12 protein-coding genes are annotated in these 16,229 nt (G+C 70.5%); 5 read left to right on the forward strand and 7 right to left on the reverse strand.

The annotated features are described in order from the left end of the window. Positions 1-810 (reverse strand): hypothetical protein (locus FK219_RS00005; protein WP_210416736.1); only part of this gene is annotated, 810 nt, incomplete at its 3' end. Between the two features lie 350 nt (positions 811-1,160). Between FK219_RS00005 and FK219_RS00010 the strand changes: the two genes are divergently transcribed. The 3 genes from FK219_RS00010 to FK219_RS00020 are packed head-to-tail and all read left to right on the forward strand — an operon-like array spanning position 1,161 to position 4,270. Then, the gene (locus FK219_RS00010; protein WP_152581861.1) at positions 1,161-2,318 is read left to right on the forward strand and encodes a sensor histidine kinase; all 1,158 of its coding nucleotides are present in this window, start codon (positions 1,161-1,163) and stop codon (positions 2,316-2,318) included. Beyond that, a complete protein-coding gene (locus tag FK219_RS00015) occupies positions 2,315-3,577 on the forward strand; it encodes a hypothetical protein (RefSeq protein ID WP_152581862.1) in 1,263 nt (420 codons plus the stop codon). The genes FK219_RS00010 and FK219_RS00015 overlap by 4 nt, the downstream gene beginning before the upstream one ends. Positions 3,578-3,595: 18 nt before the next feature. Next, positions 3,596-4,270: a response regulator gene (locus FK219_RS00020; protein ID WP_152581863.1), complete on the forward strand. Its 675-nt coding sequence runs from the start codon at positions 3,596-3,598 to the stop codon at positions 4,268-4,270. A gap of 267 nt (positions 4,271-4,537) precedes the next feature. On the opposite strand, the gene FK219_RS00025 is transcribed toward FK219_RS00020, so the two are convergent. The 3 genes from FK219_RS00025 to FK219_RS00035 form a co-directional block, all read right to left on the reverse strand. Then, positions 4,538-4,855 carry a thiamine-binding protein gene (locus FK219_RS00025; RefSeq protein WP_152581864.1) on the reverse strand — a complete coding sequence of 106 codons (318 nt, stop codon included), beginning with the start codon at positions 4,853-4,855 and terminating at the stop codon, positions 4,538-4,540. After that, positions 4,852-6,132 (reverse strand): glycosyltransferase 87 family protein, encoded by a 1,281-nt coding sequence (locus tag FK219_RS00030; protein ID WP_152581865.1) that lies wholly within the window; start codon positions 6,130-6,132, stop codon positions 4,852-4,854. Before FK219_RS00030 ends, FK219_RS00025 begins: the two co-directional genes overlap by 4 nt. A gap of 90 nt (positions 6,133-6,222) precedes the next feature. Beyond that, positions 6,223-7,107, reverse strand: a complete 885-nt coding sequence (locus tag FK219_RS00035) for an ADP-dependent NAD(P)H-hydrate dehydratase (RefSeq protein ID WP_235923638.1) — start codon at positions 7,105-7,107, stop codon at positions 6,223-6,225. Between the two features lie 97 nt (positions 7,108-7,204). Between FK219_RS00035 and FK219_RS00040 the strand changes: the two genes are divergently transcribed. Then, on the forward strand, positions 7,205-8,290 hold the full coding sequence (locus tag FK219_RS00040) for an NADH:flavin oxidoreductase/NADH oxidase (RefSeq protein ID WP_235923645.1): 1,086 nt from the start codon (positions 7,205-7,207) through the stop codon (positions 8,288-8,290). A gap of 37 nt (positions 8,291-8,327) precedes the next feature. Here FK219_RS00040 and FK219_RS00045 read toward each other — a convergent pair whose 3' ends face one another. The 3 genes from FK219_RS00045 to guaB1 all read right to left on the reverse strand — a co-directional run bounded on the left by FK219_RS00045 (position 8,328) and on the right by guaB1 (position 12,334). Then, positions 8,328-9,371: a hemolysin family protein gene (locus tag FK219_RS00045; RefSeq protein ID WP_152581867.1), complete on the reverse strand. Its 1,044-nt coding sequence runs from the start codon at positions 9,369-9,371 to the stop codon at positions 8,328-8,330. Beyond that, entirely contained in the window at positions 9,368-10,669 is a 1,302-nt protein-coding gene (locus FK219_RS00050; protein WP_407941876.1) for a hemolysin family protein, read from the reverse strand. The genes FK219_RS00045 and FK219_RS00050 overlap by 4 nt, the downstream gene beginning before the upstream one ends. Before the next feature lie 225 nt (positions 10,670-10,894). Next, a complete protein-coding gene (gene guaB1, locus FK219_RS00055; protein WP_152581869.1) occupies positions 10,895-12,334 on the reverse strand; it encodes a GMP reductase in 1,440 nt (479 codons plus the stop codon). A 131-nt stretch (positions 12,335-12,465) separates the two neighbouring features. Between guaB1 and FK219_RS00060 the strand changes: the two genes are divergently transcribed. After that, on the forward strand, positions 12,466-16,221 hold the full coding sequence (locus FK219_RS00060) for a multifunctional oxoglutarate decarboxylase/oxoglutarate dehydrogenase thiamine pyrophosphate-binding subunit/dihydrolipoyllysine-residue succinyltransferase subunit (protein ID WP_152581870.1): 3,756 nt from the start codon (positions 12,466-12,468) through the stop codon (positions 16,219-16,221). The last annotated feature ends 8 nt before the right edge of the window (positions 16,222-16,229 follow it).

A 16,229-nucleotide genomic window follows, 5' to 3' on the forward strand; every position in this document is an offset into this window, starting at 1 on the left:
GAGTGCGGGCTCGCGCACCTCCTCGATCCCCGCCGAGTCCCACATGATGGGCGCCGGGATGACGAACTCCACCTCGCCATAGCGGTTGAGGAACACAATGTCCCCGAACTCATCTGTCTCCATGGTCAACGCGTTCGCCGTCACAAACCACGTCCACGAGTCTTCACCGGCAGCCGGCGGCTGGCTCAGTTCGAGGATCTCCTTGATCGAGTTGCCCGAGACCGTGTACGACAGGTCGACGTTCTCGAACACGTCCGGGTAACGGACCTCATCACGCGGCCCCTGGAACCACGGGAACCACGGGGACTCGATCTGGGCGTTCCGAGCCCCCACAAGAGTGAAGCCGACCTCGTAACCCACCATGCTGAAGCGCACGACATCCTCATCGGATGCTGAACCGGCGAAGCTCGGCGACATCGGGTGGGGATCCACTACCCAGCGACCATCCGCGTACGACGCCGACGTCGCAATGTCGACGAACTCACCCGCGTCGTTGCGAATGTGGACCTGCTCCTGGCTGATCACCTCGGCCAGCACTCCGTCGCCGCGGTCGTACGTCGTGGAGAACTCGCCCTTCTCCACCACCGGCAGACCCTCCAACTCCTCCGCGTCGAGCTCGGGAGCAGCCTTGTCACCACCGCCGACGAACTTAACCGGCTCCGACGGTGCCACTGGCGCGGCAGCATCGAACTCACCCTCGGGGAACTCGGTCGCAGGCACCTCGAAATCGGGCGTCTCCAGCTCCGGCGCTGGCCGTTCAGGGTCCAGGAGCAGACTCGGGGCCGGCGACGATTCCTCGGCTGCAGCCATCGCCTCCGTCCCCGGCAAGACCGACAGACCGACAACGAGAGAGATTCCCGTCGCCACACCAATGAAGCGCATCCACGACAGCCGACCAACCACGGCGGAGCTCCTGAACTGAAGAAGGGGTGAAGTGAGCTACCCGCAGAGGTGAGGGTGGATCAGGCTTGACTCTAGGGTTCCTGAGCGAACATCGCCTGTCAGCATTTAGGAGGACCGGCTGTAGCCCACCACGTTGCGTCCCGCGCCCTACCCCCGCACGCGTGCTCCGCGCCAATATCGCGTGTGGCCTCCCGGGCTCGCGCACGCTCCAGTGTCAGACTGAGGGCGATGAGCTACGTCACGAGGGCGAGTCCGCGATGATCGAGCGCGAGCGCAAGCTGCTGCTGCAGCGCGCGGCGCGCGCCTTTGGGCTGTGCGGCGTGCTGCTCGCAGGGCTGTGCCTTTCGCTGCCGGGCGTCGTCGACGCCGACGTGCTGCCGAGCGTGCTCATCCTGCTCATCGCCCAGGCCGCCGCGCTCGTCATGGTGGGGCGCAGCTCGCACCTCGGCTGGGTCGTGCTCACGATCGTGCTCGGCTTCGGCGCGCTCGCGCTTGCGCAGCTGCCCTGGGGGCAGGGCTCCTCCCTCGCGCTGCCGCTCTCGCTCGCGCCGCTCGGCGCCGCGGGGCTCGCGGGCCTCGGCATGGTGCTGAGCGAGGGCACGGTGCGCTGGCTCGTGTGGGCGGTCGGAACCCTCGGCAGCAGCCTGCTCGTCGCGACCGCGGGCCCGACGGGCGGGCTCATCTCGACGCCCGCGATCGCGACGCTCGCCTCGTGGGTCATCATGCTCATCATCGGCACGTGGGTCACCGTGGGCGTCGAGCGCGCCCTGCGCCGCATCGACGGCATCGGCCGCGCGCACACCGTCGAGCGCCAGGCGAGCGAGACTGAGGCCCAACGGCGCCAGAGCGCGCGACTACTGCACGACACCGTGCTCGCCACCCTCACCCTGCTCGCCCACTCGGGCGTCGGCGTCAGCGAGGAGGCCCTGCGCGAGCAGGCGGCCGAGGACGCACGGCTGCTGCGCCAGCTGCGGCTCGGCTCGACCCCGATGCCCCGGTTCTCCGGCTCCTACAGCCTCGAGCCCGTCGCCGAGACGCCGCTGGGCACGACCCTCGAGTCGGTCAAGAACCGCTTCGGCCGTATGGGTCTCGACGTGCGCTGGCACGGCACCGGCCAGGTGCTGCTGCCGAGCGACGTGCTCGACGCCTTCCTGCTCGCCCTCACCGAGTCGCTCGAGAACGTGCGACGCCACGCGGGTGTCGACCACGCCGACGTCACGATCACGCAGACCGCCGACTCGCTGCGCGCCGTCATCACCGACGCGGGAGTCGGCTTCTCGCCGGAGGAGATCGCCGCCTCGAGCCTGGGCTTCACCGAGTCGATCGTGGCCCGGCTACGCGACGTCGGCGGCTCGGCCCGCGTGTTCTCCACCCCAGGGGCCGGCACGACCGTGATTCTGGAGGTGCCCCGATGAACGCGCACCAGCTGCCCGAGGAGTCCACGCTCGGCGGCTCGGTGCGCCCCGCCGGTGCCCGCTCCTCGAACCGCCGCGGCTCCCCCACTTCGACTCACGCCTCGGCCCTCGGCTCGGGTTTCCTCGGCATCGGCGTCGCGATCATCGCGGCCCTGCAGTCGATGCTCGGCATCGCGCTGTTCATGTCGCGCGCCGGCGACTACCCGACGCTGCTGCCGATCGTGGGTGCCTGGCTGCTGCTCATGGTCACGTTCCTCGGCCTCACGATCACGATCTCGGCGACCGGCGAGCGCCTGCCCGACTGGCTCTACTTCTTCTTCCTCGCCGCGCTCGGCGCCGTCGTGTGGCTCGACTTCGTCGCGATCGCGCCACTGCAGAACGTCGGCACCTACGCGACTGCCTCGATCTCGGCGGGCTTCGTGCTGCTCATCATCGTCACGCTGCGAGCGCAGTGGGAGGTGCTGCTGGCCACGGGCGCTCTCGCGGCGGCCTTCATCGTCGCGATCCTGCTCACGACTCCGCTCACCCCCACGACGCTCCCCGCCCAGATGGTCGTCGTCGCGCTCGCGGTCGGCCCCGGACTCACGGGCGTGCTGCTCGTGAGCGGCTTCGAGAGGATGCTCAAGCGCGAGCTCGACCGTGTGCTCGTCCAGTCCACCGTGACCGCACCGCGTCTCGCCGTGGGCATGCTCGCCTCCGAGGAGCTCGCGCGACTCGACCAGGATGCCGAAGAGCTGCTCGAGTCGGTCGCCACGGGCGAGGCCGCCCTGCCCCTGCCGCCCGCTCTGGCCTCGCGCGCCTCGGGGCTCGCGACCGAGCTGCGGCTGCACCTCATCGAGGGTCGACGCGAGACGTGGTTGTTCCACGCCGTCACCGAGTCGGAGCATCTGGGCCGCCGCGTCACGGTGAGCGACCCCGCCGCGCTCGCCGGTCTGCTCGACAGCACGCAACGCGATGCGCTGCTCGCCGCGATCTGGCTGCTCGCCTCCGACCCCGCCTCGGGCGCACCGCCTCGCCTCATCGACGTCGCTCTGGGCCCCCTCGCCTCACCCGACCCGGATCGCACCTCCGAGCTGCAGGAGACGATCATCCCGATCGCGCTCTCCGTAGCGGGCGTCAAACGAAATCGCGTCGACCCCGGTGTGTGGGAGGCCCTCGACCGGGTCGGGCGATACAGTGACAGCACGGCGAACGGCAGGTTCCGCATCGAGCTCGACTGCTCGGTCGAGAACCCGGTCGACGTAGCGCGACCCAGCTGAGCTATGCAGGAGGAACCGATGGCAGCGACGGACACCCCCATTCGACTGGCTCTGGTCGACGACCACCGTATGCTGCTCGGGGCACTCACCGAGTGGATTCGCCAGGCAGCGGACGACATCGACATGGTCGCCGCGGTCGCCACCTGGCCCGACCTGCTCTCGCACCCAGCCTTCCCCGTCGATGTCGTGCTGCTCGACCTCGACCTCAAAGACAACATCCCCGTCTCGCTCAAGATTCAGACCCTCAAGTCGACCGGCGTGCGCGTCGTGCTCATGAGCACCTACAGCGAGCCCAACGTCGTGCGCGAGGCCCTCAACGCCGGCGCGCTCGGCTACCTCGTCAAGAGCGAGGACGCGGGCATGATCGTTGAGGCGATCCGCGCCGCCCATGCGGGCGAGTCGTTCATCTCCGCCGAGCTCGACCTCGCGCTCAACGCCGCCGATGTCGGCGGGTCACCCCGCCTGAGCGCGCAGGAGCGCCGCGTCATGGCCCTCTACGGCGCCGGAGAGCCGGTCAAGTCGGTCGCGTACCAGCTCGGCATCTCGGAGGAGACGGCGAAGAGCTACCTCAAGCGCATCCGCGAGAAGTACCGCATCGCGGGCATCGACGTCGGCACCAAGGTGGGCTTGCGCAAGCAGGCGATCAACGACGGCATCCTCGTCGACGCCCCGGGCGGAGGCGGCGGGCTCTAGCCGTCGCTCTCGCTCTAGCCCGCAGCATTGCGCGAGCGGGGTCGCGCGTCGTGGCCGGCGAGACGTGGTCGGTCTCTCTATCCGCACACGTGACGTGTCCCGCGGTCGAGAGCCGCGATGTCCGCCAGACCGACACAGTGCAACGACACGCCGAAGTGCGAACGGGAAACGCCGCACCTCTCAGCGCGCTGTCGGTCTCGCAGACACCCCCACCCCGTGACCAGCACCACAACGCCGAGGCTGCGGCCCCACTCCGGGGCTAGAGGGTCACGCGCGCGACTCGCCCTGCGCGTCGAGCGCGGCCTCGAGCCGCTGCACCTTGCCGTCGAGCTCGCCGGTGTGCCCCGGCCGGTAGTCGGCCTTGAGTACCAGCGAGACCCGCGTGCCGTGCTCCGCCACGGCGAGGGTCGCGCGCTTAACGACCTCCATGACCTCGTCCCACTCCCCCTCGATCTCGGTGAACATCGAGGAGGTGCGGTTGGGCAGACCGGAGTCGCGCACGATGCGCACGGCCGCCGCGACGGCGTCGTGCACCGAATCCGACGACGTACCGCCCGAGGGGGCGACCGAGAACGCGACGATCATGAGGATGCTCCTTCCGTGAGCTTGTGGGAATCGTACGCGCCCGACCGGCGCGGGTCGCGCAGCAGGCCCGCCAGACGCGAGACGGCCCACGCCCACAAGGCCAGGTAGAGCAGGTTGCGCACGGTGAGCACGAGCACGAGCACCGGGTCGAGCGCGAGCAGCCGCTCGTAGAGCACGGGGTACACGACCTGGGTCGAGGCCGCGATCGCCAGTGCGAGGACAGCGGGCACGACGAACGACTCGCCCCCTCGCCGCTGCAGCAGGAGACCCAGGATGACCGGCACGACGACCCACGAGGCGAGCTGCGGCGACCCCACCTTGTTGACGAGCACGAGCGACATGACGAGGGCGAGTGCGAGCACGGGCAGCAGCCTCGCCTCGGAGACCCCGCGTCGCACCGCGAGCACCCCGAGCACGGCGACCGCGATCACGACCAGGGCCAGGACGGGCGTCGTGAGCGCCGCGGTGAGATCGGTGCCAGCGCCGAGGACCTGGAAGGTCAGCAGCGCCGGATCGTACGCGACCTGCGCACCGCCCTGCCCCGCGACAGCGGCCCACAGCCACGGCGTCGCGACGGGCGATTCGACCTGCAGCCCGCGCGCACTCTGCTCGGTGACCGCGCTGAACAGCGCGGCTCCCGCGCCCAGCACGAGCCCCACGCCCACGACGGCGAGACTCACGACGACCGCTCCCACGAGCACCGAGACCCGTCTCCGCACGGCGATAAGCGCTGCAACGAGCAGTGCCGCGGGCCACACCTTCACCCAGGCGCCGACCGCGAGCAGGGCACCCGCCCAGCGGGGGTGGTCGGGCAGCAGCACCACGGCCACGATCCCGAGCGCGACCGTCACGGCGTCGATGCGGCCGAGCGCGATGGGCCCGAGCAGCAGGAGGAAGATCATCCAGCCCGCGGCGATCGCGGCACGCGACGCGGGCACGATCGCCCGAGCGCCCAGAAGGGCGAGGAATGCCGCGGCGTGGAGAGCCGTCACCATGCCGAGCCACACCGTGCCGTACCACTCGGGCCCCGCCGCGTAGGCGGCAAGCATCGGCACGAGTGCGAGCAGCGGGTAGACCCACGAGGTGTCGATGCCCACCCACTGGCCGTCGAGAAGGCCCCGCTCGACCCAGAACGGGTAGACGTACAGGACGTCGCCGAACGGCTGGCCGGGCCCGATCAGATTCAGGATGCCCAGCCAGGCATGTACGAGGGCGAACAGCACCCACAGCACGAGAGCGCGCCGCCCGAGCGCGAGGAATCGTGCGGTGGGCGGCATGCTCGCCAGCGTAGTGCCGGTCTCGGAGCGACGGCGCTCGTGCGCTCAGACCGGCAGGACGCAGGTGCTCGGGTCCGCAGCCCCCAGGCGCTATGCGCGCAGCACGAGCAGTTCGGCGATCACCAGGCCCAGACGGCCGCACAGGTCGAGCACCGTGAAGGGGCCACCTCCGGAGGCGGCTCGCGCGGCGCGACCGTGCAGCACCGCGGCGGTTGCCGCGAGCGGGCCGAGCAGGCTCGGGTCGTCGAGCACGGCGCGGGAGTGAGTCGCGAGGAGCGCCCCGAGGATGCCCGCAAGAGCGTCGCCGGCCCCCGCGGTCGCCAGCCATGCGGGCGCCTGCTCCACGTGCATTGGCGCACCGGTCGGCCCCACGACCGTCGTGCGGTAGCCCTTGAGCAGCACCGTCGCGCCGTAACGCTGCGCGGCCGTGCGCGCACTGGCGAGCGGATCAGCCTCGACGCTCGCCCGGTCGACCCCGAGCAGCCGCGCGAGCTCGCCCGCGTGGGGCGTGAGCACCATGGGGCCGGCGCGGCCCTCCGCCTGTGCGAGCGCTCCCGCGTCGAGCACGAGCGGCAGTCCGCTGCTCAGCGCCCGCTCGACGTGCTCGGTCACCTCGGGGTCTGCCCCGCCGTCCTCGTCGGGCCTCGGCATGCCCGACCCGAGCAGCCACGCCTGCACGCGACCGGGCGCGGTGACGACCTCGGGCCGACGGTGCAGCACGAACTCGGCGGCCCGGGTCGGGCCCAGGTAGCGCAGCATGCCGACGCCCGTGCGCAGCGCCGCCTCGACGGTGAGCGCGGCGGCACCGGGATACACGGCGCTGCCGCTGACGACCCCGAGAACGCCGCGGGAGTACTTGTCGTCGGTCGGCCCCGGCTCGGCGAGGTGATCGGCGGCCTCGCGCAACCCGAACTCGACGCTGTCCACGCTCGCCGCGCCCTGCTCAGCTGTGCTCATCGAGCCCTCCGTGGTCATCGCGCCACCCTATCGAGCACGCGCGGGGCGCTGCGCGGGAATGCACCCCCTCTCCGTGCGCTTGGATGAGAGTGTGACCTCCGCTCTCTTCAACCCCATGACCCTCCGCTCGCTCACGATGCGCAACCGACTCTGGGTGGCCCCGCTCTGCCAGTACTCCGTCACCGAGGCCGATGGCGTGCCGACCGACTGGCACCTCGCCCACCTGGGTTCCTTCGCACGCGGCGGCGCGGGCCTCGTCATGGCGGAGGCCACCGCTGTGACGCCCGAGGGCCGCATCAGCCCGCACGACACGGGCATCTGGGCCGACGACCAGCGCGAGGCCTGGCGCCGCATCGTGCAGTTCGTGCACTCGCAGGGCGCCGCCGCGGGCCTGCAGCTCGCGCACGCGGGGCGCAAGGCCTCCGTGTACCCCGAGTGGGGCGAGACCACGGAGGGGCACTCCGGCAGCGGCACCATGCCGGTCGAGCAGGGCGGCTGGCAGACCGTCTCGGCCTCGCCGATCGCCTTCGAGGGCTATGAACCGCCGGTCTCGTTGGACGCGCAAGGCATCGAGGATGTTCGGCTCGCCTTCATCGCGGCCGCCCGCCGCGCCGTCGACGCTGGCTTCGACCTCGTCGAGGTGCACGCCGCCCACGGGTACCTCCTGCACCAGTTCCTCTCCCCCCTCTCCAACGAGCGCGCCGACGAGTGGGGCGGCAGCCTCGAGAACCGTGCGCGGCTGCTGCTCGACATCGTGCGCGGCGTGCGCGCCGAGGTCGGCCCCGACCTGCCCGTCCTCGTGCGCTTCTCGGGCACCGACTGGACGGAGGGCGGCTGGGACGAGCAGCAGACCGCAACGGTCGCCGCGTGGGCGCTCGAGGCGGGCGCGGACCTGTTCGACATCTCGAGCGGCGGCCTCGTGCGGGCCCGCATTCCCGTCGGCCCCGGCTACCAGGTTCCCCTCGCCGAGCACGTGCGCACCGCGGGCGGAGTGCTCGTGAACGCCGTGGGGCTCATCACCGACGCCGAGCAGGCCGAGCACATCGTGGCGAGCGGCCAGGCTGACGCGGTCATGATGGGGCGCGAGTGGATGCGCGACCCGCACGCGGGCATGCGCTTCGCGCAGCAGCTCGGCGTCGAGGACGCCCTGGCGCCCTGGCCGCCGCAGTACGAGCGCGCGCGGCCCTACCCGGCCGACTAGCGGCCGTACCTAGCGAGGACGCGTAGCGAGCAGTGCCTCAGCGACGCCTCGTGGCGTCCTGCACCTCGCCGACGAGCTCCTCGATGATGTCCTCGAGGAAGAGGACGCCGCTGGTGCGGCCCTCGGCGTCGACGGCGCGCGCGAGGTGGGCACCCGAGCGCCGCATGATCGCGAGGGCATCTTCGAGGTCGGCCGTCGCGAGGATCGAGACCAGACGACGGATGCGCTTGGGCGGCACCGGGTCGTCCTGCTCGTCCTCGGGCAGATCGATGACGTCCTTGAGGTGCAGGTAGCCGGTCGGCTCGCCGCGCTCGTCGACGAGCGGGTACCGGCTGAAGCCGCGCTGCGCGACCGCGCGTTCCAGGTCAATCGCCGAGGCGTCCTCCGGCAGGGCCACGAGCGTGTCGAGCGGCAGCGCGACGTCGTCGACGATCTTCGTCGTGAACTCGAACGCCGCCGAGAGGGCGCCCGAGGTATCCATGAGCAGCCCTTCCCGCGTGGACTGCTGCACGATCGTCTCGACCTCCTCGAGCGTGAACGCGCTCGTGGCCTCGTCCTTCGGCTCGACCCCGAACAACCGCAGCACGCCGTTGGCGATGCCGTTGAGGCTCCAGATGATGGGGGCGAAGATGCGCGCGACGGTCACGAGGGGCGGCGCGAGGATGAGCACCGCGCGCGTCGGCAGCGAGAAGGAGAGGTTCTTGGGCACCATCTCGCCGAGCACGACGTGCAGGTAGGAGACGAAGAGCAGCGCGATCGTGAAGGCGATGCCCGCGATCCACTCGGGGCCCAGCCCCGTGAGCTCGAGCGGAACCTCCAGGAGGTGCTTGATGGCCGGCTCCGAGACGTTGAGGATGAGGAGCGAGCACACCGTGATGCCCAGCTGGCTCGTCGCGAGCATGAGCGTCGCGTGCTCCATGGCCCACAGGGCCGTCTTCGCAGCCCGGGAGCCCTTCTCGGCGCGCGGCTCGATCTGGGAGCGCTTCGCCGAGATGACGGCGAACTCGGCGCCGACGAAGAAGGCGTTGCCCGCGAGCAGGATCACGAGCCACGCGATGCCCCACCAGTCAGATTCGCTCATCGCAGCTCACCCGCCTCGACGGTCTCGACCTCGTCGCGGGCTCGCGGCGTGAAGCGCACGCGGTCGATGCGCCGCCCGTCGAGCCGCTCGATGCGGAAGGTCCCCTCAGGGATCTCGATCGTGTCGGCCACCCGGGGCAGGCGCCCCAGTTCGGCCATGAGGTAGCCGCCCACGGTCTCCCACGGCCCGTCGTCGGGCACCGTGACGCCGGCGCGGTCGCGCAGCTCGTCAGGCCGGAGGATGCCGGGGAAGGTCAGCCAGTCGCGCGAGCGCACGACATCGACGATCGCGCGATCGTGCTCGTCGCTCACCTCGCCCACGAGCTCCTCGACGAGGTCTTCGAGCGTCGCGACGCCCGCCGTGCCGCCGTACTCGTCGACGACGATCGCCATCTGGTAGCCCTGGGCGCGCAGCTCACCGAGCAGGGTGTCGAGCTTCATGGTCTCGGGCACGCGCAGAGCATCCGACTGCAGGGCGCTCGCGGGAACATCCGCGCGCCGCTCCCGCGGCACGGCGACCGCCTGCTTGACGTGCACGATGCCCACGATGTCGTCGATCGAGTCGTCGACGACGGGGAACCGGGAGTGCCCCGTGCGGCGCGCGAGGTCGATGACGTCCTGCGCAGAGTCTCCGCGCTCGACCGCCGCGACGCGGGGGCGGGGCGTCATGACGTCTTGCGCGGAGTGCTGCGAGAACGCGAGAGTGCGCGAGAGCAGCGTGGCCGTGTCGGCCTCCAGACTGCCCTGGCTCGCCGAGCGGCGCACGAGCGAGGCGAGCTCCTCGGCCGTGCGCGCACCGCTCAGCTCCTCCTTCGGGTCGACGCCCATCGCCCGCAGGAGCGTGTTCGCCGAGTTGTTGAGGAAGACGATCGCGGGGCGGAAGACGGTGGTGAACGCCCACTGGAACGGGATGACAAGCTTCGCAGTCTGCCGGGGCAGCGAGAGCGCGAAGTTCTTCGGCACAAGCTCACCGACGATCATCGACAGGAGCGTCGCGGCGACGATCGCGGTGACGGAGCCGACGGGTCGCACGGCGGCCTCGGGCAGGCCCAGCGCCGTCAGCGGCCCGGCGAGCAAGCTCGAGATCGCGGGCTCCATCGTGTACCCCGTGAGGAGCGTCGTGAGCGTGATGCCCAGCTGCGCGCTCGAGAGGTGCGTCGAGGTGATCTTGAGCGCCGAGATCGTCGGCCCGAGCCGCTTCTCACCCCGCGCTTGACGTGCCTCGAGCTCGGAGCGGTCGAGGTTGACGAGCGCGAACTCGCTCGCCACGAAAAGTCCGGTGCCGATCGTCAGCAGCACACCGAATCCGAGGAGAAGCCATTCGCCCCCTGGAAGGGCGCCGCCGGCGAGGGCGGCGCCGAAGACCTCAGCGCCCACGGGCGGGACCCATCGCGCATCGGGCAGAAATCAGAGAGTGCGGACTATGAGGAGGCTCCGCAGGGGCTGACGGGGGTTCCATTATCGCGCCAGTATAGGGCCCCGCACGGGCTCCCCTCCTGCGAGTTCGCCTCCGTGCGAGTTCGCCTACCAGGAGACCGACAGCGCCTTGCCCTCGTCGTACCCCGCAGCCGACTGCGTGCCCACCACGGCGCGGTCTCGGAACTGCTCGAGGGTCGAAGCGCCCGCATACGTCATCGAGCTGCGCAGGCCCGACGTGATCATGTCGAGCAGGTCGTCGAGTGAGGGGCGCTCGGGGTCGAGGTAGATGCGCGAGCTGGAGATGCCCTCCGCGAAGAGAGTCTTGCGGGCGCGCTCGAAGGCGTCCAAGCGCCGGAACCGCTGCTCGACCGCTTTCGTCGAAGCCATACCCCAGCTGCTCTTGAACGCGCGCCCCGTGTCGTCGAGCTCGATGTCGCCGGGCGACTCGAGAGTGCCCGCGAACCACGAGCCGATCATGACGGCCGAGGCTCCCGCCGCGAGCGCCAGCGCCACGTCGCGCGGGTACCGCACTCCCCCGTCGGCCCACACCCGTGCGCCGTGCTCACGAGCCGCCTCCGCCGTCTCGAGCACCGCCGAGAACTGCGGGCGCCCGACCGCGGTCATCATGCGCGTCGTGCACATCGCCCCCGGCCCCACGCCGACCTTCAGGACGTCTGCCCCCGCCTGTGCGAGCTCGACGGCCGCCTCCGCGGTGACGACATTGCCCGCGACGATCGGTACGCCGAGGTTGCGCGCGCTTACCTCGCGAATGGCCTGCACCATCTGCTCCTGGTGGCCGTGCGCCGTGTCGAGCACGAGCACGTCGACACCCGCCTCGACGAGGGCCGCGGCCCGCTCGGCGGGCTCACGCGTGATGCCGACCGCTGCGGCGACGCGCAGCCGGCCGTGAGCATCCAGAGCAGGAGGGTAGATCGTCGACCGCACGGCGCTGCGGGCGCTCAGCGTCGCGATGATCTCGCCGTGGTGCCGCACCGCGACCGCCTCGACGCCCGCGGCCTCGATGAGGGCGAACGCCGCACGGGAGTCGGTGACATCCTCATCGTCGATGGCGGGAATTGCATCGGCCACGACGTCGGTGATCGGCGCGTCGGGCAGCCAGTGGCGCAGCGCCGACACCGGGAGGCACCGAGACGGACGCCCCTCGGCGTCGAGAATCGTCACGACCGCCCCCGGGGAGTCGTAGGCGCGCGCGAGGGCCTGCCCGACCGTCGCGTCAGCGGGGATGCGCACGAGCGGGTCGTACAGGGTGGGGGCACCCTTGACGTGCTGGATCGCCGCATCGAGATCCTGCAGGGCGAGGTCCTGCGGCAGAACGCCCAGACCACCGCGGCGCGCCATCGCGGCCGCGAGCCGCGGCCCCGTGACCGAGGTCATGTTGGCGGCGACGAGCGGCATGCGCAGGCCGCACGCATCCGCGACCGTGAGATCGACGGAGAGCCTGCTGCCGACGCTCGAGCGCTGCGGCACGAGGAATACGTCAGAGTAGGTCAGGTCGTGGGAGGGACGCTCGCTAAGGAATCGCACATATTAACGCTACCGGCACGGCCTGCACGGCTCGGACGCAGCCTGCGAGCGGTTAAGCTAGTGACCACTGCGGTTCAGCGGGTGAACCGCAGCGCGACAACAACTAGCGAAGCGAAAGTGGGCGGTCGGCCGTGTCAAGCCAAGTGACCGGATCGAGCTCCGACGGCACAGCCTCGGGCGAGTTCGGTGCCAACGAATGGCTCGTGGACGAGCTGTACGAGCAGTACAAGGACGACAAGAACGCCGTAGACCCCTCCTGGTGGCCCATTCTGGAGCGCTACCACCAGTCGGCGACCACCGACTCGCAGCCGGCGCCGACCACGACAGTGACGATTCCCGACGTGCCGGTGCCCGCCTCGACGCCCACCGCGGCGCCCGCCTCCGTGCCCGCGGCCTCCGTGCCCGCGGCCTCCGTGCCCATCACGGGCAGCCAGCCCATCGCGCGCACCACCTCGATCGCTCCGCAGCCGCAGCCGATCCCCGCCCAGGCGCCCTCGACGGCGTCGGTCCCCGTCGCGGCGGAGGACCAGGAGGCGCCCACGGAGGACATCGTGACGCCGCTCAAGGGCATGGCGAAGGCCCTCGCGACGAACATGGACGCGAGCCTCACCGTCCCGACCGCGACGAGTGTGCGCACCATTCCCGCGAAGCTCCTCATCGACAACCGCATCGTCATCAACAACCACCTCATGCGCGCGCGCGGCGGCAAAGTGTCGTTCACCCACCTCATCGCGTGGGCCATGATCCAGGCGCTCAAGGAGTTCCCGAGCCAGAACGTCTACTACGACGAGGTCGACGGCAAGCCCGTCGTCGTGACGCCCGGGCACCTCAACCTCGGCATCGCGATCGACCTCCCCAAGCCGGACGGCACGCGCGCCCTCATGGTGCCCGGCATCAAGAAGTGCGAGTCGCTCTCCTTCCACGAATTCCTCACCGCCTATGAGGACGTCGTCAAGCGGGCCCGCGACAACAAGCTCGCCGCCGAGGACTTCCAGGGCAACACGATCTCCCTCACCAACCCGGGCGGCATCGGCACCGTGCACTCCGTGCCGCGGCTCATGCGCGGCCAGGGCGCGATCATCGGCGCCGGTGCGCTCGAGTACCCGGCCGAGTTCCAGGGCATGTCGGCCGCGACGCTCGCCGAGCTCGGCGTGGGCAAGACCATCACGCTCACGAGCACGTACGACCACCGCGTCATCCAGGGCGCGGGCAGCGGCGAGTTCCTCAAGAAGGTGCACGAGTTGCTCATCGGCGACCGCCACTTCTACGAGGGCATCTTCGCCGACCTGAGAATCCCCTACGACCCGATCCACTGGGCCCAGGACATCCATGTCGACCTCGCCGACGACGTCAACAAGACGGCGCGCGTGCAGGAGCTCATCAACTCGTACCGCGTGCGCGGCCACATGATGGCCGACGTCGACCCGCTCGAGTACCGCCAGCGCTCGCACCCCGACCTCGACATCGCGAGCCACGGGCTCACCTTCTGGGATCTCGACCGCGAGTTCGTCGCGGGCGGATTCGGCGGCCGGCGCAATGCGCTGCTTCGCGAGATTCTCGGCGTTCTGCGCGACACCTACTGCCGCACCGTGGGCGTCGAGTACATGCACATTCAGGAGCCGCAGCAGCGCCGCTGGTTCCAGTCCCACCTCGAGAAGCCCTACGAGAAGCCGACGCACGACGAGCAGATGCGCATCCTCGGCAAGCTCAACCAGGCCGAGGCTTTCGAGACCTTCCTGCAGACGAAGTTCGTCGGCCAGAAGCGGTTCAGCCTCGAGGGCGGCGAGAGCGTCATCCCGCTCCTCGACGAGATCCTCCAAGGGGCCGCCGAGCAGGGCCTCGACGAGGTCGCGATCGGCATGGCCCACCGCGGCCGCCTCAACGTGCTCGCGAACATCGCCGGCAAGACCTACGGTCAGATCTTCCGCGAGTTCGAGGGCACGCAGGACCCGAAGTCGGTGCAGGGCTCCGGCGACGTCAAGTACCACCTCGGCACCGAGGGCGTCTTCACCTCGGCGAGCGGCCAGCAGATCGAGGTCTCTCTCGCCGCGAACCCCTCCCACCTCGAGGCCGTCGACGGCGTGCTCGAGGGCATCGTGCGGGCGAAGCAGGACCGCAAGGGCGATGGCGCCTTCAGCACCCTCCCCGTGCTCATCCACGGCGACGCGGCCATGGCCGGCCAGGGCGTCGTGCTCGAGACCCTGCAGCTCAGCCAGCTGCGTGGCTACCGCACGGGCGGCACGATCCACGTCGTCGTCAACAACCAGGTGGGCTTCACGACGCCCCCCGGCGAGGGCCGCTCCTCGATCTACTCGACCGACGTCGCGAAGACCATCCAGGCCCCGATCCTGCACGTCAACGGCGACGACCCCGAGGCCGTCGTGCGCGTCGCGGCGCTCGCCTTCGCGTATCGGCAGGAGTTCAAGCGCGACATCGTCATCGACCTCGTGTGCTACCGCCGTCGCGGCCACAACGAGGGCGACGACCCCTCGATGACGCAGCCGCTCATGTACAACCTCATCGAGGCCAAGCGCAGCGTGCGCACCCTCTACACGGAGGCCCTCGTCGGTCGCGGCGACATCACCGAGGAAGAGTTCGAGAACGCCCACAAAGACTTCCAGGAGCGCCTCGAGGTCGCCTTCGCCGAGACCCACGCCGCGCAGACCGGCACGATTCCCGTGGTGGGCGGCACGGCGGGGCGTGAGGATGCGGGCTCGCCCGCCGGCGAGCCCGAGTCGACCGGGGTCGACGCCGCCGTCATCGCCCACATCGGCGAGGCGCACGACAACCCGCCCGCGGGCTTCACCGTGCACTCCAAGCTGCAGGCCATGCTCAAGAAGCGCGTCGAGATGAGCCGCAACGGCGGCATCGACTGGGGCTTCGGCGAGCTACTCGCCCTCGGGTCGGTGCTCATGGAGGGCACGCCCGTGCGTCTCTCGGGCCAGGACGCCCGGCGCGGCACCTTCGTGCAGCGCCACGCCGTCCTGCACGACCGGGTCAACGGTCAGGAGTGGCTGCCGCTCGCGAACCTCAGCGAGAACCAGGCGAAGTTCTGGATCTACGACTCTCTCCTGAGCGAGTACGCCGCGATGGGCTTCGAGTACGGCTACTCCGTCGAGCGCCCCGATGCGCTCGTGCTGTGGGAGGCGCAGTTCGGCGACTTCGCCAACGGTGCGCAGACCATCATCGACGAGTTCATCTCCTCCGCCGAGCAGAAGTGGGCGCAGCGCTCGAGCGTCGTGCTCCTCCTGCCGCACGGCTACGAGGGCCAGGGGCCCGACCACTCCTCGGCCCGCATCGAGCGGTTCCTGCAGCTCGCCGCCGAGAACAACATGGTGATCGCCCGGCCGTCCACGCCGGCCTCGTACTTCCACCTCTTGCGCCGCCAGGCCTACGCGCGCCCGCGCCGCCCCCTCATCGTCTTCACGCCGAAGGCGATGCTGCGCCTGCGGGGTGCGACGAGCGAGGTCGCCGACTTCACGTCCGGTCGCTTCGAGCCCGTGATCGACGACGCGACGATCAGCGACCCGGGCTCGGTGCGGCGCGTACTGCTGCACGCGGGCAAGATCCACTACGACCTCAAGGGCGAGATCGAGAAGCGCGGCACGAAGGGCGTCGCCCTCGTGCGGCTCGAGCAGTTCTACCCTCTGCCCGAGGACGCCCTGCGCGAGGTCATCGAGCGCTACTCGAACGCCGAGCTCGTGTGGGTGCAGGACGAGCCCGAGAACCAGGGAGCGTGGCCGTTCTTCACGATCGAGCTCGCCAAGCGCGGCATGAAGTCGGTGCGCGTCGTCTCGCGGCACGCCTCCGCGTCACCCGCGACGGGCTCGAGCAAGCGCAGCGCGCAGGAGCACGCCGACATCATGGACGCGGCGCTGGCTGACTGAGCAGTGCT

The organism is Microcella pacifica (assembly GCF_009371975.2).
GTDB classification, from domain to species: domain Bacteria; phylum Actinomycetota; class Actinomycetes; order Actinomycetales; family Microbacteriaceae; genus Microcella; species Microcella pacifica.